This window comes from Sphingomonas cannabina, assembly GCF_021391395.1.
Lineage (GTDB): Bacteria > Pseudomonadota > Alphaproteobacteria > Sphingomonadales > Sphingomonadaceae > Sphingomonas > Sphingomonas cannabina.
In genome coordinates this window covers 3,377,965-3,400,715 of record NZ_CP090059.1, presented here as the reverse complement: position 1 = coordinate 3,400,715, position 22,751 = coordinate 3,377,965, and the positions used below count along the sequence as shown (strand labels likewise).

The window sequence follows — 22,751 nt, the reverse complement described above, 5'->3', positions numbered from 1 at the left end:
TCGCAGCATAGACTTCGGGCCGTTGGAGAGTAGGCAGCCCCCCTCCACCGCGCTTCGCGCGGTCCCCCTCCCCGTGCCGGGGAGGATCTTGGGGGGAGATCACGCCGCCCACCCGTTCTTTTCCATCCACGCCGCGCAGCTGCCCTTCGCCAGGTCGCGGACGCGGCCGATATAGGCCTGGCGCTCGGCGACCGAGATGACGCCGCGCGCGTTCAGCAGGTTGAAGATGTGGCTCGCCTCGATCGCCTGTTCGTAGGCGGGGATGGGGAGCTTGGCCTCCAGGCAGTTCTCGCACTCGGCCGCGGCCTTGCGGAACAGGTCGAACAGCGCGTCGGTGTCGGCGATCTCGAAGTTCCACTTCGACATCTGCTTCTCGTTCTCCAGGAACACGTCGCCGTACGACACGCCGTCATCGTTGAAGGCGAGGTCGTAGACGTTGTCCTTGTCCTGGATGTACATCGCGAGCCGCTCGAGCCCGTAGGTGAGCTCGCCCGCGACCGGCTTGCAGTCGAAGCCGCCCATCTGCTGGAAATAGGTGAACTGGGTCACCTCCATCCCGTCGCACCACACTTCCCAGCCGAGGCCCCAGGCGCCGAGCGTCGGCGATTCCCAGTCGTCCTCGACGAAGCGGATGTCGTGGCGGGCGAAGTCGATGCCGATCGCGGCGAGCGAGCCCAGGTACATCTCCTGGAGGTCGGGCGGGCTCGGCTTCAGGATCACCTGATACTGGTAATAATGCTGGAGCCGGTTCGGGTTCTCGCCGTAGCGGCCGTCGGTCGGGCGGCGGCAGGGCTGGACGAAGGCGCAGTTCCACGGATCGGGCCCGAGCGCGCGCAAGGTCGTCGCGGGATGGAAGGTGCCGGCGCCCATGCGCATGTCATAGGGCTGGAGGATCGCGCAGCCCCTGGCCGCCCAATAGTCGTGGAGCGTCAGGATCATGCGCTGGAAGGAGAGCGGTGTGTCGGTCACGGCCGCGCGTCTGCCGGATGGGCGGGCGGAGGGCAAGCCTCGTGCGTCACAGACCATGAAGCTCCCTCCTTCGTCATTCCCGCGAAGGCGGGAATCCATTGTCGCTGAAGGTTGTGAGCCCCACCAGCTCCGGCCAGAATGGATTCCCGCCTTCGCGGGAATGACGACGGACAGTTGACTTGGCCGCGCTTCCCGTGTCCCACCCCGGCGATACAGTCTACGGAGTTTCCATGCGCAGCCTGACCTCGATCGCCGCCATCCTGCTCGCGAGCCTGCCGCTTCCCGCCTGCGGCCAGACCGCGCCGGCCCCCCAGCCGGCCGCGACCGATGCCGATCCGGCGCTGTGGGTGGTGAAGGACGAGGACACGACCATCTATCTGTTCGGCACGGTCCATGTGCTGAAGCCGGGCCTCAGCTGGTTCGACGAGGCGGTGAAGACGGCGTTCGACAAGTCGGACAGCCTGGTGCTGGAGCTGGTCCAGCCGGCGCCGGAGGAGATGCAGAAGATCGTGCTCGCCAAGGCGATGACGCCGGCCGGCGAGCCGACGCTCACCGAGCGTGTGCCGGCGGACAAGCGCGAGGCCTATATCAAGGCAGTGACCGATATCGGGGCGCCGGCCAATGCCTTCGACCGGTTCGATCCGTGGTTCGCGGCGGTCAACCTGTCGCTCGTGCCGCTGGTGAAGGCGGGCTACGATCCCAAGAACGGGCCGGAGAGCGTGCTGACCGAGGCAGCCAAGGCGGCGGGGAAGCCCGTCACCGGCCTCGAGACCGCCGAGCAGCAGATCGGCTATTTCGATGCGCTGTCGCCGGATGCGCAGATGACCTTCCTCACCTCGACGCTCGACGAGCTGCCCAAGGCGGTACCGCTGATGGGCGAGATGGTCGACGACTGGGCCAAGGGCGATCCGGATGCGCTCGCCAGGCTGCTCAACGACAATCTCAAGGATTCGCCGGAGGTGGCGAAGACGATCCTCTACGACCGCAATGCGCGCTGGGCCGGCTGGATCGCCGAGCGGATGAAGCAGCCCGGGACGGTGTTCGTCGCGGTGGGGGCGGGGCATCTCGCCGGGGACCGGAGCGTGATCGCGGACCTGAAGGCGCATCACCTGACGGCGGAGCGGGTGAAGTATTGAGCTTCCTAAGCCCCTCCCCTTCAGGGGAGGGGTTGGGGGTGGGGCAGTGCCTCAGGCGGATCGCCTGCCGATAGGCCCCACCCCAACCCCTCCCCTGAAGGGGAGGGGCTTAGACAGGTTGCACCCGTCTCCCTTCTCCGCTAAGGGCGCCCGCTTGCCGTGGCAGGGTCATCCCTGGAGGCCTGTCCGGTGAATATGAAACACTTAACGCAGATCGGAACACGACAATGAGCGAGACGCTTACCCTGTCGGCCGAGACGCGTGACCGGGCTGGCAAGGGAGCCTCCCGGGCGCTGCGTCGCGAAGGCCGCGTGCCCGCCGTCATCTACGGCAACAAGAAGGACCCCGTCGGCGTCAGCCTCAGCGAGCGCGAGCTCGTCAAGGCGCTGAACACCGGGCACTTCATGAACTCGGTGGTGATGGTGAACGGCGAGCGCACGCTGCCGAAGGACGTCCACTTCCATCCGGTCACCGATCGTCCGCTCCACGTCGACTTCCTGCGCATCTCCGAGCACGCCAAGGTCACCGTCGCGGTGCCGGTGGTGTTCACCGACGAGGAAGAGGCGCCCGGCATCAAGCGCGGCGGCGTGCTCAACGTCGTGCGCCACGAACTCGAGCTGGTGTGCGACGCGGCCCACATCCCTGACGAGATTCACATCTCGCTGAAGGGCGTCGAGGTCGGCGATTCGATCCACATCTCGGCGGTGACGCTGCCCAAGGGCGTGGAGAGCGCAATCACCGACCGCGACTTCACCATCGCCACCGTCGTGGCGCCGTCGGCGCTCAAGTCGAGCGAGGGCGAGACCCAGACCGAAGTCACCGGCGAAGGTGAGGCTGAGGCCGAGGGCGAGTAAACGCGTCTAGCCCTCTCCCTTCCGGGGAGAGGGTTGGGAGAGGGGCGGTGCCGCGGGCGAAGGTCTCGGTGAGACCCCGCCCCCTCTCCCAACCCGCATCTGGTAAACAGCGCCCCGCGCTGTTTAGGTGATGCTGGGGGCATCACCGGGCCAGATGCGCTCCAAGGGGAGAGGGCTTAACGATGCAGCTCTGGGCCGGCCTGGGCAATCCGGGTCCCGCATACGCGATGCACCGCCACAACGTCGGCTTCATGGCGGCCGACGCGATCGCCGAGGTGCATGGTTTCTCCGCGCCGAAGAAGCAGTTCCAGGGCTGGGTGCAGGAAGGGCGGATCGGGCCGGAGAAGATCATCCTCCTGAAGCCCGCGACCTTCATGAACGAGAGCGGCCGATCGATCCGCGCCGCGCTCGACTTCTACAAGCTGACGCCGGCGGACGTCACCGTCTTCTACGACGAGCTCGATCTCGCGCCGATGAAGGTCAAGGTGAAGCGCGGCGGCGGTGCGGCTGGGCACAACGGCATCCGCTCGACCATCCAGCATATCGGCGAGGATTTCCGCCGCGTGCGCATCGGCATCGGTCATCCCGGGCACAAGGACCGGGTGACCGGCCACGTCCTGGGCAATTACCACAAGACCGAGATCGAGCCGCTTTCCGACCTGCTGGGCGCGATCGCCGCCGAGGCGGAGTGGCTGGCGAAGGGCGATGACGCACGCTTCATGAACGACGTCGCGCTGAGGCTGGGCGAATGACCACGCGGGCGCTGTTTCCCACCTTCTTCTACGAAGGCCGACTCGATGACGAGACGCTGGTCGTCGAGCTCGCCGAGGCCTGTCGCGACCTGGCGGCCGAGGACCGTGCGGGACGCGCCTGGTCTAAGGAGCACGGCTACCGGGGCTATACCAGCTACGCCTCGCTGGACGATCTGCCGCAGCGTGACCCGCGGTTCGACGATCTGGTGCGGCTGCTCAACCGGCATGTCGCGGCATTCGCGAAGGATTGCGGGTTCGAGCTGGGCGGGCGTCGGCTCAGGCTCGACAGCCTGTGGGTCAACGTCCTGAAGCCGGGCGGCACCCATTCGGGCCATATCCACCCGCACAGCGTCGTCTCGGGCACGGTCTATGTCGCGGTGCCGCCGGGATCGGGCGCGCTCAAGCTCGAGGACCCGCGGCTGCCGATGCTGATGGCGGCGCCGGGGCGGCCCGACACCTTCGTCTATGCCGAGCCGGCCGTGGGCAGCGTGTTCCTGTGGGAAAGCTGGCTGCGGCACGAGGTGATGCCGAACCAGGCGAAGGATGACCGGATCAGCATCAGCTTCAACTATCGGTGAGATTCATCCATTCCCGTTCGTGCTGAGCATGTCGAAAGCACCGTCCTTCTTCTCCGAGCGGTGGAGAAAGAAAGGGTGGCCCTTCGACAAGCTCAGGGCGAACGGGGGAGGCGGTTTGCTGGGACTCCCATCAAGCCGTCTGGATATATTCGCGCATCGCATTGGCCTCGGATTCGATGCGGTCGATGCGGTATTTGACTAGGTCGCCGATCGACACGAAGCCCACCATGCGGCCGCTGTCGACCACCGGCAGGTGGCGGATGCGGCGTCGCGTCATCAGCGACAGCGCGCCGAGTACCGGCTCGTCCGGCCGCACCGTCAGCGCGGGCGACGTCATCCGCTCGCGCACCGGTCGGTCGAGCGCTCCCGCACCCTCCGCGGCGAGCGCGTGGATCACGTCACGTTCGGAGAAGATGCCGGCGACCTGGCCGCCGTCGACCACCGGAACCGCCCCGATCCGCCGCTCGGCGAGCAGCGCGACCACGTCGGAGACCGGCGTGTCGCCGCTGACCGACACCACCTCATGCCCCTTGCCGCCCAGGATTGCCGCGATCGTCATCGCCTTCTCTCCTAATCAGCCTATCTGCTTGAGTGTCCCACGAATCACGCGCAATGGGAAGCGATGGAGAAACCTCCGGGCGGCCTCGACGATCCCGACTATGCCGCCTTCGCCTGGGCGCGTTATCGGCGGCTGCTGGGTTGGATGGCGCTGGTCGCCGCGGTGGCGGCGGGCGTGGCGGTGGCGGTGCTGTGGTGGTGGGTCGGGCCGCTCCCGATCCACGTCGCGATCGCGACCGCGCTGGGGGTGGGCTTCACCGTCCTGATGGCGGCGGCGTTGATGGGGCTGGTGTTCCTGAGCTCCGGCACCGGACATGACGAGGAGGTCGAACGGGCCGACCTGGGCGAGGATGCGCAGGCGTGGAAAAACGGGGACTCCTAGTTCCTCCCCGGCACGGGGAGGGGGACCAGCGCAGCTGGTGGAGGGGGAGCGCGGCAGGCGACGTCGTTTGGGGCGAGCCCCCTCCACCGCCTTCGGCGGTCCCCCTCCCCGTGCCGGGGAGGACCTGAAAAGAAAAAGGGCGGGATTCGGCTGAATCCCGCCCTCTACTTGACTTGGCGATGTCGCCGGTCACGCCGTCGGCGTGGCCTCCTCGTCGCTGGTGCGGCGGCGGCGGGTGCGGCGGGGCCGCTCCTCCGCCGGCTCGTCCGCGCCGTTGGATTCGGTCGACAGCGACGGCGGCAGGCGGTCGACGTCGAACATGCTGGGCTCCGCTGCCTCGGCCTCGACCGGCGTCTTGCGCGGGCGGCCGCGGCGCGGCCGCTCGGGGGCAGGGGCGGGGGCCTCGTCGTGCGGCTCGTCCGCGGCAGCGGTAGGAGCAGGACGCGCCTCGGCGACCGGCGCCCGCTCGTCGGCAGCGACATCGAAGCCGTTGGCGTAGCCGTTGCCGTTGCCATGGCTGGCATAGCCGTTGCGCGGCTCGCGCACCTCGCGGGGCTCACGGTCGCGACGGAACTCGCGCTGTCCGCGGTTCTCACGGTCGCCGCGCGGCTCACGATTCTCGCGATTGTCGCGATCCTGGCCCTGATAGGCGTCCGCGGTCGCAGGCTCGCCCTCGAAGCCGAACTCCTCGTCCTCCTCGCCCTCGGCGTCCTCGCGCTGGCGGCGGTTCTCCTCGAAGCGCGCGCGGCTCTCGTTGAGCACGCGGAAATAATGGTCCGCGAACTGGAGGTAATATTCGGTGTTGACGCGGTCGCCGCTCATCTGCGCGTCGCGCGCGAGATTCTTGTATTTCTCGAGAAGCTGCGCCGCGTTGCCGCGCGCGCGGTTGTCGATGCGGTTGCCGTTGTCCGGGCGCCCCGGATTATTCCCTGAGCGCTGCCCGCCACGGCCGCGACGGCGGCCGGCCTGACGATTATTGATCAATTTAGTCTGTCCTGTCCTTGCAACTGGCCCCCGCCAGACCCGTTCACGGGCATTGCGGGCGCATGACAACACCCCCCGGGCGCCGCCGGACGATCCGGCGGATCAGCGCCCCGCCATTGGCCGCCGGACTGCAGCGGCTTCATGACTTGATTGGGCGAGCGCCTCTGCTTTCAAAAGCTGGTCGAAGGTGCCTGCCCCGCGAAATGCCTTAGCGGCTGCGGCACCGATCGCCAAGCGGAATATTGGGTCGCGGTACGGCGGTTTCAAGCGGCGAGGATAGCCCGCGGATGACCGGCGAGGTCGCGGCGGAGGGTGGCGGCGAGGCCCTGCGTCTCGACGAGCGCGGTGACTGTGTCGGCCTGGGTCCAGCCGATCTCGAGGATCGCCACGCCGCCGGGGGCGAGCAGGCGCGGGAGATGCGGTACGATCGCGCGATAGGCATCGAGCCCGTCTGCGCCGGCGAACAGAGCCGAGGCGGGTTCATGCTCGCGCACCTCGGCGGGAAGGGGTTCGGCTGTCCCGATATAGGGCGGATTGGCGAGGATTAGATCGAAAGAGTCCGCGATTCGCGCCGCCCAATCGCCGAGGACGAAGCGTGCGCGGCCGCTCATCCCGAGCGAGGCGACGTTGCGCCACGCCCAGGTGAGCGCGCGGGAGGACGAATCGACGCCGAGGCCGGCCGCCTGCGGCCATTCGGCGAGCGCCGCCAGCAGCAGCGTGCCGGGGCCGGTGCCGAGGTCGAGCACGCGTGCGGGGCCCGGGGTTCCCTTGAAGTGATCGACGGCCGCCTCGATCAGCGTCTCGCTGTCGGCCCGCGGTACGAGGGCGCCGGGGCCGACCTGAAGCTCGATCGTCCAGAAATCGCGCTTGCCGAGGATATAGGCGATGGGTTCGTGCGCGGCGCGGCGGGCGGCCAGCTCGGCGAAAGCGGGCGGGGCGGGGGTGTCGATCAGGCCACGGAGCAGCATCTCGTCGCGAGTGGTGCCGAGGGCGTGCGCCATCAGCAGCTCGGCATCGAGGCGAGGGGTTTCGGAGAAGGTGAATTGCTCGGCGGCGCGGGCGATCGCTTCCCGCGCAAGCCCCTCCCCTTCAGGGGAGGGGTTGGGGTGGGGCCTATCCTCAGGCGATATCGCTTGGGGCACCGCCCCACCCCCAACCCCTCCCCTGAAGGGGAGGGGCTTATCCTGTTCTTCAGCCATCCAAACTCGCCAGCCGCTCGGCTTCGTCCTCGGCGACGAGGGCGCCGACCAGCTCGTCCATCTCGCCTTCCAGAATCTCCGGCAAGCGGTGGAGTGTGAGGTTGATGCGGTGGTCGGTGACGCGGCCCTGGGGGAAATTGTAGGTGCGGATGCGCTCGGAACGGTCGCCCGAGCCAACCATCGCCCGGCGCGTGCCCGAGCGCTCGGCGGCGAGCCGCTCGCGCTCGGCCTCGTAGAGGCGGGTGCGCAGGACCTTCATCGCCTTGGCGCGGTTCTTGTGCTGGCTGCGCTCGTCCTGCTGGATGACGACGATGCCGGTCGGGATATGGGTGATGCGGATCGCGGAGTCGGTGGTGTTGACGTGCTGTCCGCCCGCGCCTGACGAGCGGTAGATGTCGACGCGCAGGTCCTTGTCGTCGATCTGGACGTCGACGTCCTCGGCCTCCGGCAGCACCGCAACGGTGGCGGCGGAGGTGTGGATGCGGCCGCCGCTCTCGGTCACCGGCACGCGCTGGACGCGGTGGACGCCGCTCTCGAACTTCAACTTCGCGAACACGCCCTTGCCTTCGACCGAGGCGATCACCTCCTTGTAGCCGCCGGCCTCGGAGGGGGAGGCGGAGATCAGCTCGACCTTCCAGCCCTGGCGGTCGGCATAGCGCTGGTACATGCGCAGCAGGTCGCCGGCGAACAGCGCCGCCTCGTCGCCGCCGGTGCCGGCGCGGATCTCGAGCATCGCCGCGCGCTCGTCGGCGACGTCGCGGGGAAGGAGAGCGAGGGCGAGGTTGCGCTCGGCCACCTCCAGCGCGGTCTTGTTGAGGTGCAGCTCCTCGACCGCCATCGCGCGCAGCTCGTCGTCGCCGTCCTGCGCCATGAAGGCGAGGCTGTCCGCCTCGGCGCGCAGCCGGCGCACCTCGGCAGCGGCGAGGGCGACGGGCTCGAGCTCGGCATATTCCTTCGAGACCTGGACGAAACGGTCGCCGGGAAGGTCGCCGGTCGCCATCATCGCCTGCAGTTCGTCACGCCGCGCCTCGATCTGCGCGATACGGTCGGCGGGGATGCGCATTATACCTCCGCCCCGGCGGAACGGATCATTCTGGCTTCTCCGCCAATAGCCGTCCGATAGGATGCGCGGCGGCGTCGGCCTGACCACCGGTAGGTATCTGCCAAAGAAGCGAAAGCGGCACCTTACCGATATTGTCGATTGAGGTCGTCGCTTGCTGTCCTTCCTTGAGGTTTCGCACAACGATCCTGTTGGTCGCCAGCTCGTCGTCACCGAGGATCAGGGCAAATTCTGCCCCTTGCTCATTTGCTTTGGACAACCGACGCTTCATATTGCCGCGGAATGCCATGTCCGCGGCGATTCCCGCGCGACGCAACTCGGCTACGATACCTTGAGCTCTCGCCTCGGCTGCCGGTCCGAGTGGAATGACGACGGCATCAACAGCCTGTGTCGTCGGCTCCCCAATCAGCATCGCCAGCCGCTCGACTCCCGCCGCCCAGCCCACACCCGGCGTCGCCGGGCCGCCGAGGCTTTCGATCAGTCCGTCATAGCGGCCGCCGGCCAGCACCGTGCCCTGCGCGCCGAGCCGATCGGTGACGAACTCGAAGGCGGTGTGGCGGTAATAGTCGAGGCCGCGGACCAGCCGCGCGTTGCGGGTCCATTTCACCCCGGCCGCGTCGAGACCGCTGGTCACGCTCTCGAAGAAGGCGCCGGCCTCGCTGGTCAGGAAGTCGTCGATCCCCGGCGCCGCGTCCGCGATCGGGCGGTCGCGCGGGTCCTTGCTGTCGAGGATGCGCAGCGGGTTCTTCTCCAGCCGAGTCAGGCTGTCCTCCGACAGCTCACCACGGTGCTGCTCGAAATGCGCGACCAGCGCCGTGCGCCAGGCGTCGCGCGTCTCGGCATCGCCCAGCGTGTTGAGCTGGAGGGTCACGCCCTCGGCGATGCCCAATTCGTGCAGGAGCTGGTCGGCGAGGGCGAGCAGCTCGACGTCGGCTTGCGGCTCGGCGGCGCCGATCACCTCGGCGTCGATCTGGTGGAATTGCCGGTAGCGGCCTTTCTGCGGGCGCTCATAGCGGAACACCGGGCCCGACGCGACGAGCTTGAGCGGCGCGTACTGCTGCCAACCCTCGGTCAGGTAGGCGCGGCAGATGCCGGCGGTGAACTCGGGCCTGAGCGTGATCGAATCGCCGCCCTTGTCGGCGAAAGTATACATCTCCTTCGACACGACGTCGGTGGTCTCGCCGATCGAGCGGGCGAAGACCTGCGTGTCCTCGAAGATCGGAATCTCGACGCGCTGGAAGCCGTAGAGCCGCCGCACGCGGTCGAACGTCTCCAGCACGTGCGCGAACCGCCGCTGGTCCTCGCCGAAGATGTCCTGGGTGCCGCGGATGCGGTTGGGAGTGGTGACGCGCGCCATGGGTCGCGCTCTCTATTCGCTCGACCGGTGCGATGCAAAGGTCTTGCGGGTTGAATCCGGCAATGACGCGGGCTAATTCCCGCCGTCTGCCGGTGGGCGGGTATAGCACAATGGTAGTGCAGCAGCCTTCCAAGCTGAATACGCGGGTTCGATTCCCGCTACCCGCTCCACGGCAACATCCCCTTCCATGACGGCTTTTTCATCGCCCCGTCACCGGCACGCCATGCGCGCTGTCCGATAGTCCGCCCCATGGCCGATCCTCGGCCGAGGAGACTGTCGATGACCCGTTCGCTCCTGATTGCCGCCGCGTCCGCGATGCTCTTCGCCGGCGCGCCGGCCTTTGCTGCGCCGTGCCGCGATGCGCACGGCAAGTTCGTGCGCTGTCCCACGGCGGCGGCAAAGACCGTGAAGGCCACGAAGACGATGACGGCGGCAAGAACGATGCCCGCCAAGACCGCCAAGGCGTCGCCGGCCCGCTGCCGGCTGGGCGGCAAGTTCGTGAAGTGCGGCACGCCGGGTTCCAAGGCGGCGTGACGTCGCGGGCGGTCGCCGGCTCCTCCCTCCTCGCCGCCGGCGGCCGCCCGTTACCGTCCCTCACCGGCTGATTGGATATTTCTTAATCCATCGCTTGCTAGCCTCCGCGTCCACGGCGGGGGAGGCTGGATGGAACGCGGGCCGGCACCAATGACACCGAGGCGCCGCAAGGGGGACAGGGTTTCCTCCGGCGGACCGGCGGCAACGCAGCAGATTCTGCTCGAGAGCGATTGGCGCCCGGAGCTGTCGCGCTTCGGCGGCGAGCAGGAACCGCGCCCTACGCGCCAGCGCGGTCCGGTCAAGCGCAAGCCCTCCACCCGCCCGACCAGTTTCGCGGTCGAACGCAAGCAGGCCGAGGCGATCGTCGAGCGCTCACGCACCGCGCTGATCGAGACATTCGACGAGGTTCGCTTCGGCCGCAGCCTGCCGCTCGACACGCTCGCCGACGTGGCGGAGGAGATCGCGAGCTCGATGCTGCGCAATCCCTTCGCGATCACCGGGCTGACGCGGCTCAGGTCCCGCCACGACTATACCTATGTGCATTCGGTCGGTGTGTGCGCCTTCATGGTCGGGCTGGCGCGCGAGCTCGACATCGACGAATCGCTCATCAACGAGATCGCGCTCGCCGGCCTGCTGCACGACATCGGCAAGGCGCGCGTGCCGGTGGCGGTGCTCGACAAGGCCGGGCCGCTCACCGACGACGAGCGGGCGACGATCGTCACGCATCCGGCGCTGGGCCACGCGCTGCTCAAGCGCTGCGGCTGCGACGCGCCGATCGTGCTCGATGTCTGCCTTCACCATCACGAGCGGTTCAACGGCACCGGCTATCCGGAGGGGCTGGCGGGCGAAGAGCTCAGCGTCTTCGCGCGCATCGCCGCGATCTGCGATGTCTATGACGCGATCACCTCGGCCCGGCCCTACAAGGACAGCTGGTCGCCGGCGCAGGCACTGGAGTGGATGACCGGGGTCGAGGGGCATTTCGACCGGCGCATGTTTCTGGCGTTCCGCCGGCTGGTCGGCGCCTTTCCCGCCGGCACGCTGGTACGGCTGGCGAGCGACCGGCTGGCGGTGGTGCTCGACGGCGGGGGTGGCAGCACCGCGACCCCGCCGGTGCTCACCTTCCACTGCAACGCGACCAGCCGAGCGGTGCCCTATGAGCGGATCGATACGGCGTTCGATCCGATCGTCGCGATCGAACGGCCCCACCGCTGGTCGCCGGAGGAGTGGGAGGCGCTGCGCGATCGCCTGCTGGCGCATGGCCGGGAGTGCGGCCTGGCCGCGTGATCCGGGAGGGCGGTGCAGTCGGCGCTCCCCGCGGTAACGTCCGCTTTTTCTTCGTCGTCACCCATCATGAGACAGGGTTATAGTTGGAACGGATCTCCCCGATCGCCTTACTTGGCGATCAGCGCGTCGCTGATCGAGCAGGCCGCCGGGCCCAGGATCACGATGAACAGCACCGGCAGGATGAACAGGATCAGCGGCACCGTCATGATTGCCGGCAGGCGCGCCGCCTTTTCCTCGGCGCGCATCATGCGTTCGTGACGGAACTCGGCCGAGAGCACGCGCAGCGCCGAGGCGAGCGGGGTGCCGTATTTCTCGGTCTGGATCATGGTGGTGACGACACCCTTGATCGCGTCGAGCTTGACGCGATGCGCGAGATTCTCGAACGCCTGCCGCCGGTCGGTGAGGAAGCCCAGCTCGATCGCGGTCAGCGAGAATTCCTCGCCCAGTTCGGGATAGGCGCGGCCCAGTTCCTTGGCGACGCGATGGAAGGCGGCGTCGACGGTCAGGCCCGCCTCGGCGCAGATCACCAGCAGGTCGAGCGCGTCGGGCAGGCCCTTGCGGATCGCCGCCGAGCGCTTGTCGATCTTGTTCTTGAGATAGAGGTCGGGCGCCTTGTAGGCGAGAATGAAGGTGCCGGCGACCAGGCCATAGGCCTTGACCGGGCTCCAGTCGGCAAACCCATCGGTGCCGTAGACCCAGTAGAGCATCGGCCCGCCGAGCACGATCGGCAGCACGAGCCGGCCGAAGATCACCGCGACCGCCCAGTCCTTGGAGCGGATGCCCGCCTGGAGCAGCTTCTGCTGTGCGTCCTTGATCTGCGAATCCTGCAGCACCTTCATCGAGGAAAGCAGCGCGCGGATGCGGTCGGTGGTCTCGTTGCGCTGGACGAGCTTGGCGCGGCGCTTCGACGTCGAGGCGGTAATGCCGGCCTTCAGCTGCTCGCGCCGGTCGTTGAGCGCCTTGACGCGCTTGGCCATCGGGTCGCGCACCGTGGTGGCGGTGTAGATCGCGAACAGGACTGCCAGCGCAGCGACGCCCGAGAGCAGGGTCGCCGCCCAGATCACGTCGATGCCCATGATGGTCGGGCTGTGGGGAGGAGGGGTCACGGTGCCGTTCTCAAATCTCGAAGTTGATCATCTTGCGCATGATGAACGCGCCGATCGCCATCCAGACGAGCCCGCCGCCGCCGGCGATCATCAGCCGTTCGTCGACGAAGAAATTCTGCATATAGCGGCCGTTGATGTACCAGATGAGGCCGAAGACGATGAACGGCAGCGCGCCGATGATGTAGGCGGACGCCTTCGATTCCGACGACATCGCCTTGATCTTGAGCTTCATCTGCGCGCGCTTGCGCAGCACGTCGGCGAGGTTGGACAGCGTCTCGGCGAGGTTGCCGCCGGTCTCGCGCTGGATCGCGATGGTGATGCAGAAGAACTGGAATTCGGGCGTGCCGAGCCGGTCGGCGGTCTCCTGCAGCGCCGCGTCCATCGTCCGGCCGATCTTCATGCGGTCCGCGATCGCGCGGAATTCCTCGCCGACGGGCCCCGGCACCTCCTGCCCGACGACGCCGATGGTCTCGGTGATCGGTAGGCCCGAGCGCAGGCCGCGCACCAGCAGCTCGATCGCGTCGGGGAACTTGGCGTTGAACTGGGCGATGCGGCGCTTGATGAGGAAGCCGACGGCCATGTGCGGCAGACCGACGCCGAAGAACAGGCCGATGAACAGCGCGAGCAGGATCGGCGCGCCACGCAGCGCGAGCAGCAGCGCGGGGACGGCGGTGAGGGTGAGCGTCGCCAGGCCATAGCGGCCGACGGTCCAGTTGCGGCCGGTCATGTTGAGGCGCTTCTGGAGCTGCGCCGGATTGGGCAACAGCCGCGAGAAGGTCTCGTCCATCCGGGTCGCGCGGTTGGCGGATATCTTGCGGACCTGCGCCTCGATCGCGATCGCGGAATTGCCGCCGGAATGACGTTCGCGCATGCTCGTCAGTCGCCGCGCGGCAACGCGGCTCGGCGACGGACCGCTGAACGCGATCGCGAGCACCGCGAGCGTCAGGAACGCGCCGGCCCCGAGCATCATCAGCGGCATCAATTCCACCCGATCAACTCCCCCTCAGGGTTCAAACCCGATCACTTCCGCGCCTTGCTGGGCAGCTTCGCCGTCAGCTGGGTGAGCTTGCCCAGCAGCGAGCCGCCGTTCTTGTCCGACTTCTGCGCCTTGCCCGGCACCTTCTTGCCCTTTGCGGGAGCTTCGTCGTCATCGGCTTCGGCCATGCCGGCCAGCTGATCGGCCAGTGCGGTGAGCGGCTGCAGCGACTTGACGCCCTTCGCGGCCTCGGCGAGCGGCTTGCCCAGCTTGGCGGCCTGGGCAGCCTGCTTGGGCTCGAACGGCACGGTGAAATCGATCTTGCGCTCGATCGAGCTCTCGAAATCCCGCCGGCTGATCTCGAGCTGCGAGGCGGCATGGACGCGATTGGCGACGACCAGCAGCCTGAGGTGCGGCGCGTTCGACTTGAACCAGGCGAGAAGGCGGATCGTGTCGCGGGCGGAGGCGAGCGTCAGCTCGGTCACCAGCACCGCGATCTGCAGGTCGCTGACGAGATGCGGGTGGTTGACCAGCATCGCGCGGGGCAGGTCGACCACGGTCGCCTCGAACGCGCCCCTCAGCTCCTCCTGGAGCTGGTAGAAAGCCGCGCCGTCGGTGACGATCGGCGAATGGATCGGCGCCTCGGCGGAGAGCACGGCGAGCCGGTCCGACGCGCGGACCATCGCGCGCTCGATGAACAGCCCGTCGATGCGGCTCGGGTTCTCGATCGCGTCGGTGAGACCGCGGCCCGGCTCGAGGTCGAGCGCCAGCGCGCCGGTGCCGAAATGCACGTCGAGATCGAGCAGCGCGGTGGTGCGGCTGTTCTTGCTGCTCAGCAGCCAGGCGAGCGACGTCGCGACGGTCGATGCGCCGGCGCCGCCGCGGGCGCCGATCACCGCGATGCCGCAATGCGGGCGCTCCGATGCCGCCTCGGCGGCGCGAGGGGCGTTCAGGATCGCCTGCGCCTGAGCGAGGCTATCCCGCAGCATGTCGGGATTGAGCGGCTTCAGCAGATAATCGTGGATGCCGCTGGCGACGAGGTCGCGATAGAGGCGGACGTCGTTCACCTGGCCGGCGGCGATCACCACCGTGCCCGGCTCGCAGACCTCGGCCAGCGCGTTGATGTCGTTGAGCGGATCGCCCGATTCGGACAGGTCGACGAACAGGATGTTGGGGCTGGCGGTGACCGACAGCGTCTGCACGGCGTTGCGCAGGCCGCCCTTGTTCACCTTCTCCGGCGGCCAGCCCATTTCGATCGCGATCGGCCGGATCGCCTCGGCGGTCGTTTCGTCGCAGACGAAGGCGACGAAGGGATCGCGGTTGCCGATGCGTGCGGGATTCCAGGGAGCGTTCATCAGTTTCCGCCCTTCGTCGATTCGCGCTTGACGTCGCCGGCACCCGTCGGCGCCTTGGCACGGAACGTGGTCACGGCCTTGTACGTCGTCATCGTGTCGGCGGTCGGGTCACCCTGCTGGCCGCGGATCAGATCCTCCGGCCGGGCCACCATCGCCGCCAGATTGGTGTTGGTCGCGCAGCCGTAGTTGGACCAGGTGTTGGCATTGAGGTCGCTACCGCGCAGTCCGCTATGATCGGGACAGCCCGGAACCGAGGCGGTCATGCGTGAGACGACCACGCGCGCCGTGCCTGGCGTCAGCGGACCTGCGATCACCGGCACCTTGTCGTTCACCAGGAGGCCATAATGTGCGGCTTCGTCCGTGACCGCCGCGTGCACGCCGCCCGCATAGTCCTGGCTGCCGTCGTCGACCGCGATACGGTCGCCATAGCCGACGTTGAGCGAGGCCAGCCAGCCGGCGAGGCGCTGCCGCTCGCCCGAGGCGAGCCCATCGCCCGAGACGGCGAGGTCGAGCGCGTAATCGGCGCGCGATACCACCGGTTGGTGGACCGATTCGAGGTCGCGATTGCCCACCCCGCATCCGCCGAGCAGCAGCGCCGGCGCGAGAAGGGCCAACAGACGTCCAGGCATCGTCATCTCGATCTCCATCACCGGAAGCTGAAGCCGGGCATGGCGCCGGCGTCCTTCTTGACCTTGCGCGGTTCGGGCGCCGGGGCGGTCTCCTGCCGCTGCGGCGCCACCGGTGCCGGGGTCAGGGGCGCCACTGCGCCGATCGACGGGGACGGCGCCGACGGCGTCGCCATCGACGGCTTGGGCCGCGAAGCGCCGCTCTGGCCGCTCGCCAGCTCGCCCATGAAGATGCGGCCGAGGTCGGTCGGCGCCTTGTAGCCGTCGGTGGGCAGGGCGATCTCGTTCGCGTTGACCGGCTTCACCAGATACGGCGTCACGACGATGACCAGCTCGGATTCATTGCGCTTGAAGCTGTTCGAGCGGAACAGGGCGCCAAGGATCGGCAGGTCGCCGACGCCCGGCGTCTTGTCGAAACCGTTGTCGTGCCGGTTCGACAGCAGGCCGCCGATCACAAGGCTTTCGCCCGAGCCCAGCTCGACCGTCGTTTCGGTGCGGCGAGTGGTCATCGCGGGAATCTGCGTATTGCCGACCACGATCGCGCCCGCGGCCGACAGCTCCGACACTTCCGGCCGGACGCGCAGCGAGATACGCCCGTCGCTCAGCACCGTCGGCGTGTAGGCGAGGCTGACGCCATATTGCTTGTATTCGACCGTGACGCCGCCCAGCGGCTGGCTGATCAGGATCGGAACCTCGCCACCGGCGAGGAAGGTCGCGGTCTCGCCCGACAGGGCGGTGAGGTTCGGGTTGGCGAGGGTGGTCACCTGACCCAGCTGCTCGCCCAGGTCGAGCCCGCCCAGGACGTCCATGCCGAACAGCTTGCCATTGCCGAACAGCGAGGTGCCGTTCGGGCTCTTGATCACCGAGGTGACGCCGTTGGACGCTTCGTCGCCAACTCCGAGCGGTCCGCCGGGAGCATATTGGTTGAAGATCTTGCGGCCCTGGCCGATGCCGAACTTGAACCCGCCCGTCGGGTCGAACGTGGTCATGTTGACGCCAATATTCTTGACGAAGCTACGGCTCACCTCGGCGATGCGCACCTGCAGGTTGACCTGCAGCGGCGTCGCGGTACGCAGGCGGTTCACCACGCCGATCTTGAGCTGCGCGTCCGGTGAGTTCACGTTGACGCCGGGGTTGAGCAGCGCCGTCACCAGCCGCTGCGCCTCGGCGCTGTCGTCGGGCGAGGCGACGGTGCCGGTCAGCACCGCGATCTGGCCGACCGTCGTGACCTTCACGTCGGCGTCGGGCATCGCCAGCTTCATCATCCGATCGATCGAGGTGATGTTCTGGCTGACGCGGACGTTGGTGGCATAGACCACCGAACCGTTGGCCGCGGTGGCGAACACGGTCGCCTCGCCGAACTCCTTGCCGAAGAGATGGATCTGGCGCGGATTGTTGACGAAGACGTCCGCGACCGCCGGGTTCGACGTCCACACGCTCGCGACGCTCGCGGGCAGGTTGACGAGTTCGCCCTGACCGACCGACAGCGTGACTTCCGTGGTCGGGCGCTGGGCGCCGGCCGGGAACTTGGCGACTCGGGCCGGTCCTGCCCGTTCCGCTGGGCCCGGACGTGCGGTGGCTGCGGTGCCCGCGACAAGGGCCGTAGCCACCGTCGCCGCGAGCGATCGCCGCAGGAAGGTTTTCCTATGCATCTTAATTCGTCCCCCCCGAAGGCGTGCCGCCGGCGTGGACCGGCGGCGGTGCCGGAACCGGAACCGCAGCCGGCGTGACCCTGCTGCCGATGACGACGTCCTGGACATTGTTGCCGCGCACGACGCGCACCATCGGTCCGCTCGGCGCCGCCAGCACCTGCGGAGCGCCGCCCGCCCCACCGGCTTCCACCGGCTTGCCGGGTACGGTGCTGCGCTGGAAGCGCGACACGTCGGCACCGGTCGAGAAGGTGCCCTTGCCGTCGACCGGGCGCGCGGCGACCGATGCCAGCATCGCCTTCTCGGCCTTGTCGCCGTCCGGCACGTTGACCTCGCCGGACGCGATCGCCTCCTCGAGTTCGCCGGCATTGTCGGCGATCGAGCGCAGCGACAGCGACAGCGAGCCGAGCGTCTGCGCCACGGCAATCTTCTCGGCGATCTTGGGCGTCGCCTCGATCGTCACCATCGAATAGGTGTTGACGACGGTGTTGCCCTTGTCGTCGACGCTCTTGTCGGTCTTCTGATCCGTCGCGAGCACGCGCAGGTTGCGCAGCACCGTCTCCGACGTCTTGAGCGGGGAACCATCGCCGCCGCCCGCCACCGACTGGGTGAGGATCAGATCGACGCGGTCGCCCGGGAAGATGAAGCCTGCCACGGAGGTCTGCGCCGACACGGGCACGGTGACCGCGCGCATGCCGGGTGCCAGCGCGGCGGCGAGGAAGCCGCGGTCGCCGGGCTTGACCAGCGCGCCCTGGGTGATCGGCTGGCCCGCGGGAATTGCGAAGCGCACCACCGTCCCCTGCAGCGCCTTGAGGTCGGGCGTCTTGTCCTTGAGGTAATAGGCGCCCTCGACCAGCTCCTTGGGCCAGGGCTGGAACTTCATCGAGCTTTCGTCGAGAATCGTCCCGACCGGCAGCGCGCGCGTGGCGACGAGCACCTGGGGGCCGTCCGCGTTCGGCGCGACATTGTTCGCGGCAGCCACCGGCGTGGCGGCGCCCTGCATCAGGCTGCGCGCCATGAAGGCGGTCACGGCGGCGACGAGCAACGCGGCCACCAGCAGCACTATCTTCCGTCCATCCATGCCGAGCAGGCCTTTCCAGATTCGGCGGGGTTGATCCGCGATTAAGCAATCACCGCAATTGGTTAATTATCGGTTCGTGAAGGCTGAGCAGGCCGGCGATGGCGATCGCGACCCCATAGGGAATCTCGAGCGGGCGCTCCGCGGGGCGCCACCATCTCTCGGCCAGCATCACCAGCGTGAGCGCACCGCCGGCCAGCGACATCACCACCAGCATCCACATCAGCGGCATCGGCGGCAGCCACAGCGCCAGCGCGCCGATCAGCTTGACGTCGCCCCCGCCCATCTGTCCCAGCGCGAAGGCGCCGACGAAGACGACGAATACCAGCAGCGCGACTCCAAGCTGGATCGCGGCGCCCGGCCAAACTCCCAGCCCGCTCGCCCACCACCAGGCGGGCGCGAGCAGCGCGATCAGGGCGTTCTTCCAATTGGCGATCTCGCGGGTGCGCACGTCCTCGATCCCGGCCGAGACCAGGAGCAGCGCGAGCGCGCCGAGCAGCGCCAAAGAAAGATAATCCCCCATCAATCGTAATTGCCTAGACGAGCGCGCTTTCCAAAACGTAACCAGCGGGCATGACCTCTCCCGCATTCGACCGCCGCGCCTATCCGGCGGGTGCCGTCGTCGGCCGCTGGATGGCGCCCGACGGCCATGCGCTGCGCACCTTCGACTGGCCCGCGCCCGAGGGCGTGGAGCCGCGCGGATCGATCCTGTTCCAGGGCGGGCGCGGCGACATCTTCGAGAAATATCTGGAGACGTTCGCGCACTGGCACGAGCGCGGCTGGCGGGTGACCTCGTTCGACTGGCGAGGGCAGGGCGGGTCGGGCCGACTCACCGAACGGCCGCATGTCGGGCATATCGAGAGCTTCGGGCAGTTCATCGAGGACATCGCCGTTTTCTGGCGTGACTGGGCGGCGGATACCCCGGGGCCACGGGTAGCGATGGGGCATTCGATGGGCGGCCATCTGCTGCTCCGCGCGCTGGCGGAGGGGGCAGTTGCGCCCGACGCGGCGGTGCTGGTGGCGCCGATGCTCGGCCTCCACGCACCGATCGGGCCGCGGTTCGGCGAGTGGCTGGCGCGGCGGATGGGCAGCCTCGGCAATCCGGCGCGGGCGGCGTGGAAGGGGAACGAGAAGCCCTATACCACCGAGACGCGGCAGAGCCTGCTGACCTTCGATCCCGACCGCTATGCCGACGAGCTGTGGTGGCAGCAGCACGACCGTTCGCTGCTCACCGGCCCGCCGAGCTGGCGCTGGGTGATCGAGGCGTTCGCCTCGACCCGGACGCTCAATGCCTCACCGGCGCTCGCGACGATGGACGTGCCGATGCTGATGCTGATCGCCGAGGCGGACGGCCTGGTCGACGCCCGGGCGGCGCTGGCGGTGGCGGAGAAGCTGCCCGACGTGCGCGTGGTGCGCTTCGGCAAGGAATCGGCGCACGAGATCCTGCGCGAAGCCGATCCGGTGCGCGACCGCGCGATCGAGGAGATCGACCTGTTTCTCGAGGCGAAGGCATCGCGGTGAGCCGGTTCGACTTCGCGATCGTCGGCGCGGGGATCGCCGGTGCGACGCTGGCTGCCGAATTGGCACCGCATGGATCGGTGGTGGTGCTGGAGGAAGAGGAGGTCGCGGGCTATCATGCGACCGGGCGTTCGGCCGCCTTCTGGTCCGAGACCTATGGCGGGCCCGCCGTCCAGCCGCTCACCACCGCCTCGCGCGAGGCGCTCGATCCGTATCTGGCGCCACTCGGCTCGCTCCATATCGGACGGGCGGAGGAAGCTGCGGCGATCGACGCTCTGCTCGTCGAGTTCGAAGGCAGCGGTGTGGAACTTCGCCCGGTCGATCCCGCTGCCTATGTGCCTGGGCTGCGATCGGAATGGGCGCTCGGGGTGATCGAGCCGAGCTGCGCCTATATCGACGTCGCCGGGCTCCATGCCGATGCGCTCGCGCGGGCGCGGCAGGCGGGAGCGGTGATCCGGCTGAACGCCGGCCTCCGCGCCGCCGAGCGACAGGGGGTGGATTGGCGGATCGAGACGGCCGACGGGCCGGTCGCCGCCGGCATCCTGATCGATGCCGCGGGAGCCTGGGCCGATCCGGTCGCCGAGCGTTGCGGCGCCAGGCCGCTCGGCATCCGGCCCTATCGCCGGACCATGGCCCAGCTGCGCACCGATCCGGCGGCGTCGATGACGCTGCCGCTCGTCGTGCACATCGGCGGAAGCTTCTACTTCAAGCCGGAGACGGGCGGCCGGCTGTGGTTGAGCCCGCATGACGAGATTCCCACCGATCCCTGCGACGCGCAGCCCGAGGAGATCGACGTTGCCGTCGCCGTCGACCGGTTCGAGCGGGTGGTCGACTGGCGCGTCGCCGCGGTCGAGCGGAAATGGGCGGGCCTCAGGAGCTTCGCGCCCGACCGGCGGCCGGTCTATGGCTTCGCTCCCGACCGGCCGGGCTTCTTCTGGTGCGCAGGGCAGGGCGGCTTCGGCATCCAGACCGCACCCGCCGCGGCCCGGCTTGCCGCCGCGCTGCTGCTCGGGACGGCACCGGAGCTCGATCCGGCCCCCTATGCGCCGGATCGTTTCGCACGGTGACAGCTCCCGGGCCCCCTACTAACATATGTTAGCCCAAGTGATTCGGGAGAGTGAGTGATGGCGCACAAGTTCGTGATCGAGCAGAACAAGGCCGGCGAGTATGTCGCCAAGTTCAAGTACAACAGCGAAGTGATCTTCTGGACCGAAGGCTACACCAGCAAGGCATCGGCCAAGAACGCCATCGATTCTATCCTCAAGAACGGCCCGGGCGCGCCGGTCGAGGAGTAATTACCCGGCCCCGGCGGCGAGCGCGGCGTCGCTCGCCAGCCGGTCGGCGCGTTCGTTGTCGGGGTGGCCGGCATGGCCCTTCACCCATATCCAGTCGATCTTGTGGGGCTTCGCCGCGGCGAGCAGTTCCTGCCATAGCTCGGCATTCTTGACCGGCTTCTTGTCGGCGGTCCTCCAGCCGTTGCGCTGCCAGCCGTGGATCCATTTGGTGAGGCCGTCCATCACGTAGCGGCTGTCGGTCGACAGGGTGACGCGGCACGGCCGGGTCAGCGCCTCCAGCCCGCGGATCGCGGCGGTCAGCTCCATGCGGTTGTTGGTGGTGAGCCGCTCGCCGCCCGACAACTCCTTCTCCTTGCCGTTGAAGCGCAGCACCGCGCCCCAGCCGCCGGGGCCGGGATTGCCCTTGCACGCGCCGTCGGTGGCGATCTCGACATGGGGGAGGGCGGTCATGCGGCGAAGGCGTCGGGGTTGGCGTCGTACCAGTCGAGCCGGCGGCGATAGGCGAGCGGGTCCTTGCGCGTCACCAGCGCGTCAGCCGGCGTGTTGAGCCAGTCCCAGGCGCGCGTCAGCAGGAAGCGGATGCAGGCGCCCCGCGCGAGCACCGGCAGCGCGGCCCGCTCCTCGGGCGCGAGCGGGAAGGCTGCGGCATAGCCCTCGACCAGTCCATGGCCCACGCTTGGATCGAGCGGCGCGCCAGTCGCGTCGAAGCTCCACGCCGAATGCATCACGGCAAGGTCATAGGCGCGAATGTCGGTGCAGGCGAAATAGAAGTCGATCAGCCCCGTCACCTCGTCGCCGAGCATCAGCACATTGTCCGGGAACAGATCGGCATGGATGGCGGCGGTGGCGAGGCCGGTGGGCCACTGCGCACGGACCTCGGCGAGCGCCGCCTCGACCCTCGCGTGGAGTCCCGGTTCGATCTCATCGAGCGAGCGGCCGCATTGCGCGAGCAGGCCGGGCCAGGACTCGATGCCGAGGCTGTTCGGCCGCACGGGCGCGAAATCGGCGAGCGAGCCGTGCATCCGCCCCATCGCCGCGCCCGCCGCGCGCGCCTGGATCGCCGTCGGATGGCTGACCGATACGCCGGGCAGGAACCTGATGAGGCAGGCCGGTCGCCCTTCCAATTCGTGGATCACCCGGCCCTCGCGGTCGGCGATGCCCGGCGGCACCGGATTGCCGCGCGCGGCGAGATGATCGAGCAGCGCGAAGAAGAACGGCAGGTCGGCGGCTGCGACGCGCTTTTCGTAGAGAGTCAGGATGAAGCGTGCCCGGGTGGTGTCCACCAGATAGTTGCTGTTCTCGACTCCCTCCGCGATTCCCTTCGCCGACACCAGCTCGCCGACGTCGTAGCGCGCGAGGAAGGCCGTGAGTGCTTCCGCCGAAACCTGCGTGTAGACTGCCAAGCCATGCCCCCTGAGAGCGGCGGTTCCCGCCGGAATTCCAGCAGCCGGCCTTACGGGTGCCGCCGGTGGCTGGCAACGGCGAGGATGGTTCGACGGGC

General features: G+C 68.4%; 25 protein-coding genes and 1 tRNA gene. 11 read left to right on the top strand and 15 right to left on the bottom strand.

All coding sequences use genetic code 11. The features are described from left to right. Positions 1-99: 99 nt before the first annotated feature. Positions 100-939, bottom strand: coding sequence for a glycine--tRNA ligase subunit alpha (locus LZK98_RS16070; protein WP_233786618.1), 840 nt, complete (start codon positions 937-939; stop codon positions 100-102). A gap of 260 nt (positions 940-1,199) precedes the next feature. Between LZK98_RS16070 and LZK98_RS16065 the strand changes: the two genes are divergently transcribed. The 4 genes from LZK98_RS16065 to LZK98_RS16050 all read left to right on the top strand — a co-directional run bounded on the left by LZK98_RS16065 (position 1,200) and on the right by LZK98_RS16050 (position 4,289). Beyond that, positions 1,200-2,105, top strand: coding sequence for a TraB/GumN family protein (locus LZK98_RS16065; RefSeq protein ID WP_233783535.1), 906 nt, complete (start codon positions 1,200-1,202; stop codon positions 2,103-2,105). A 227-nt stretch (positions 2,106-2,332) separates the two neighbouring features. Beyond that, a complete protein-coding gene (locus tag LZK98_RS16060) occupies positions 2,333-2,959 on the top strand; it encodes a 50S ribosomal protein L25/general stress protein Ctc (RefSeq protein ID WP_233783534.1) in 627 nt (208 codons plus the stop codon). Between the two features lie 182 nt (positions 2,960-3,141). Beyond that, positions 3,142-3,711 carry an aminoacyl-tRNA hydrolase gene (gene pth, locus LZK98_RS16055; RefSeq protein ID WP_233783533.1) on the top strand — a complete coding sequence of 190 codons (570 nt, stop codon included), beginning with the start codon at positions 3,142-3,144 and terminating at the stop codon, positions 3,709-3,711. Further along, positions 3,708-4,289, top strand: a complete 582-nt coding sequence (locus LZK98_RS16050) for a TIGR02466 family protein (protein ID WP_233783532.1) — start codon at positions 3,708-3,710, stop codon at positions 4,287-4,289. The genes pth and LZK98_RS16050 overlap by 4 nt, the downstream gene beginning before the upstream one ends. A gap of 130 nt (positions 4,290-4,419) precedes the next feature. Here the strand turns inward: LZK98_RS16050 and LZK98_RS16045 are convergent, their stop codons facing one another. After that, the gene (locus LZK98_RS16045; RefSeq protein WP_233783531.1) at positions 4,420-4,848 is read right to left on the bottom strand and encodes a CBS domain-containing protein; all 429 of its coding nucleotides are present in this window, start codon (positions 4,846-4,848) and stop codon (positions 4,420-4,422) included. A gap of 63 nt (positions 4,849-4,911) precedes the next feature. On the opposite strand from LZK98_RS16045, the gene LZK98_RS16040 reads away from it, so the two are divergent. After that, positions 4,912-5,229: a hypothetical protein gene (locus LZK98_RS16040; protein WP_233783530.1), complete on the top strand. Its 318-nt coding sequence runs from the start codon at positions 4,912-4,914 to the stop codon at positions 5,227-5,229. A 189-nt stretch (positions 5,230-5,418) separates the two neighbouring features. Here the strand turns inward: LZK98_RS16040 and LZK98_RS16035 are convergent, their stop codons facing one another. From LZK98_RS16035 to hisS, 4 genes are all read right to left on the bottom strand, one after another. Continuing rightward, positions 5,419-6,213 carry a DUF4167 domain-containing protein gene (locus LZK98_RS16035; protein ID WP_233783529.1) on the bottom strand — a complete coding sequence of 265 codons (795 nt, stop codon included), beginning with the start codon at positions 6,211-6,213 and terminating at the stop codon, positions 5,419-5,421. A 263-nt stretch (positions 6,214-6,476) separates the two neighbouring features. Continuing rightward, complete coding sequence (prmC, locus tag LZK98_RS16030; protein WP_233786617.1) at positions 6,477-7,277, bottom strand: peptide chain release factor N(5)-glutamine methyltransferase; 801 nt, start codon at positions 7,275-7,277, stop codon at positions 6,477-6,479. Between the two features lie 127 nt (positions 7,278-7,404). Continuing rightward, on the bottom strand, positions 7,405-8,475 hold the full coding sequence (gene prfA, locus LZK98_RS16025; RefSeq protein WP_233783528.1) for a peptide chain release factor 1: 1,071 nt from the start codon (positions 8,473-8,475) through the stop codon (positions 7,405-7,407). A 25-nt stretch (positions 8,476-8,500) separates the two neighbouring features. Then, on the bottom strand, positions 8,501-9,829 hold the full coding sequence (hisS, locus tag LZK98_RS16020; protein ID WP_233783527.1) for a histidine--tRNA ligase: 1,329 nt from the start codon (positions 9,827-9,829) through the stop codon (positions 8,501-8,503). 96 nt (positions 9,830-9,925) lie between these two features. Here hisS and LZK98_RS16015 point away from each other — a divergent pair. The 3 genes from LZK98_RS16015 (at position 9,926) to LZK98_RS16005 (ending at position 11,647) form a co-directional block, all read left to right on the top strand. Then, positions 9,926-9,999 (top strand) — tRNA-Gly (locus LZK98_RS16015). A 109-nt stretch (positions 10,000-10,108) separates the two neighbouring features. Continuing rightward, the gene (locus LZK98_RS16010) at positions 10,109-10,363 is read left to right on the top strand and encodes a hypothetical protein (protein ID WP_233783526.1); all 255 of its coding nucleotides are present in this window, start codon (positions 10,109-10,111) and stop codon (positions 10,361-10,363) included. 150 nt (positions 10,364-10,513) lie between these two features. Further along, positions 10,514-11,647: an HD-GYP domain-containing protein gene (locus tag LZK98_RS16005; RefSeq protein WP_233783525.1), complete on the top strand. Its 1,134-nt coding sequence runs from the start codon at positions 10,514-10,516 to the stop codon at positions 11,645-11,647. A 107-nt stretch (positions 11,648-11,754) separates the two neighbouring features. Here the strand turns inward: LZK98_RS16005 and LZK98_RS16000 are convergent, their stop codons facing one another. The 7 genes from LZK98_RS16000 to LZK98_RS15970 are packed head-to-tail and all read right to left on the bottom strand — an operon-like array spanning position 11,755 to position 18,960. Further along, complete coding sequence (locus LZK98_RS16000) at positions 11,755-12,723, bottom strand: type II secretion system F family protein (protein ID WP_233786616.1); 969 nt, start codon at positions 12,721-12,723, stop codon at positions 11,755-11,757. A 40-nt stretch (positions 12,724-12,763) separates the two neighbouring features. Next, positions 12,764-13,741 carry a type II secretion system F family protein gene (locus tag LZK98_RS15995; protein WP_233783524.1) on the bottom strand — a complete coding sequence of 326 codons (978 nt, stop codon included), beginning with the start codon at positions 13,739-13,741 and terminating at the stop codon, positions 12,764-12,766. 32 nt (positions 13,742-13,773) lie between these two features. Further along, positions 13,774-15,084: an AAA family ATPase gene (locus tag LZK98_RS15990; RefSeq protein WP_233783523.1), complete on the bottom strand. Its 1,311-nt coding sequence runs from the start codon at positions 15,082-15,084 to the stop codon at positions 13,774-13,776. Continuing rightward, positions 15,084-15,713: a CpaD family pilus assembly protein gene (locus tag LZK98_RS15985; protein ID WP_233783522.1), complete on the bottom strand. Its 630-nt coding sequence runs from the start codon at positions 15,711-15,713 to the stop codon at positions 15,084-15,086. The genes LZK98_RS15990 and LZK98_RS15985 overlap by 1 nt, the downstream gene beginning before the upstream one ends. A 17-nt stretch (positions 15,714-15,730) precedes the next feature. Beyond that, entirely contained in the window at positions 15,731-17,362 is a 1,632-nt protein-coding gene (locus LZK98_RS15980) for a type II and III secretion system protein family protein (RefSeq protein WP_233783521.1), read from the bottom strand. A 1-nt stretch (position 17,363) separates the two neighbouring features. Further along, complete coding sequence (cpaB, locus tag LZK98_RS15975) at positions 17,364-18,440, bottom strand: Flp pilus assembly protein CpaB (RefSeq protein WP_233783520.1); 1,077 nt, start codon at positions 18,438-18,440, stop codon at positions 17,364-17,366. A gap of 49 nt (positions 18,441-18,489) precedes the next feature. Further along, entirely contained in the window at positions 18,490-18,960 is a 471-nt protein-coding gene (locus tag LZK98_RS15970; protein ID WP_233783519.1) for an A24 family peptidase, read from the bottom strand. A gap of 50 nt (positions 18,961-19,010) precedes the next feature. Between LZK98_RS15970 and LZK98_RS15965 the strand changes: the two genes are divergently transcribed. Genes LZK98_RS15965 through LZK98_RS15955 form a run of 3 tightly spaced genes read left to right on the top strand, consistent with a single transcriptional unit; the run spans position 19,011 to position 21,250 of the window. Continuing rightward, complete coding sequence (locus LZK98_RS15965; protein WP_233783518.1) at positions 19,011-19,958, top strand: alpha/beta fold hydrolase; 948 nt, start codon at positions 19,011-19,013, stop codon at positions 19,956-19,958. Further along, positions 19,955-21,022, top strand: a complete 1,068-nt coding sequence (locus LZK98_RS15960) for an NAD(P)/FAD-dependent oxidoreductase (RefSeq protein ID WP_233783517.1) — start codon at positions 19,955-19,957, stop codon at positions 21,020-21,022. Before LZK98_RS15965 ends, LZK98_RS15960 begins: the two co-directional genes overlap by 4 nt. Positions 21,023-21,079: 57 nt before the next feature. Then, positions 21,080-21,250 (top strand): YegP family protein, encoded by a 171-nt coding sequence (locus tag LZK98_RS15955; protein ID WP_233783516.1) that lies wholly within the window; start codon positions 21,080-21,082, stop codon positions 21,248-21,250. On the opposite strand, the gene rnhA is transcribed toward LZK98_RS15955, so the two are convergent. Together rnhA and thrB are read right to left on the bottom strand one after the other, a co-directional pair. Then, positions 21,251-21,700, bottom strand: coding sequence for a ribonuclease HI (gene rnhA / locus LZK98_RS15950; protein WP_233783515.1), 450 nt, complete (start codon positions 21,698-21,700; stop codon positions 21,251-21,253). Continuing rightward, complete coding sequence (gene thrB / locus LZK98_RS15945; protein ID WP_233783514.1) at positions 21,697-22,653, bottom strand: homoserine kinase; 957 nt, start codon at positions 22,651-22,653, stop codon at positions 21,697-21,699. Before thrB ends, rnhA begins: the two co-directional genes overlap by 4 nt. Positions 22,654-22,751: the final 98 nt, after the last annotated feature.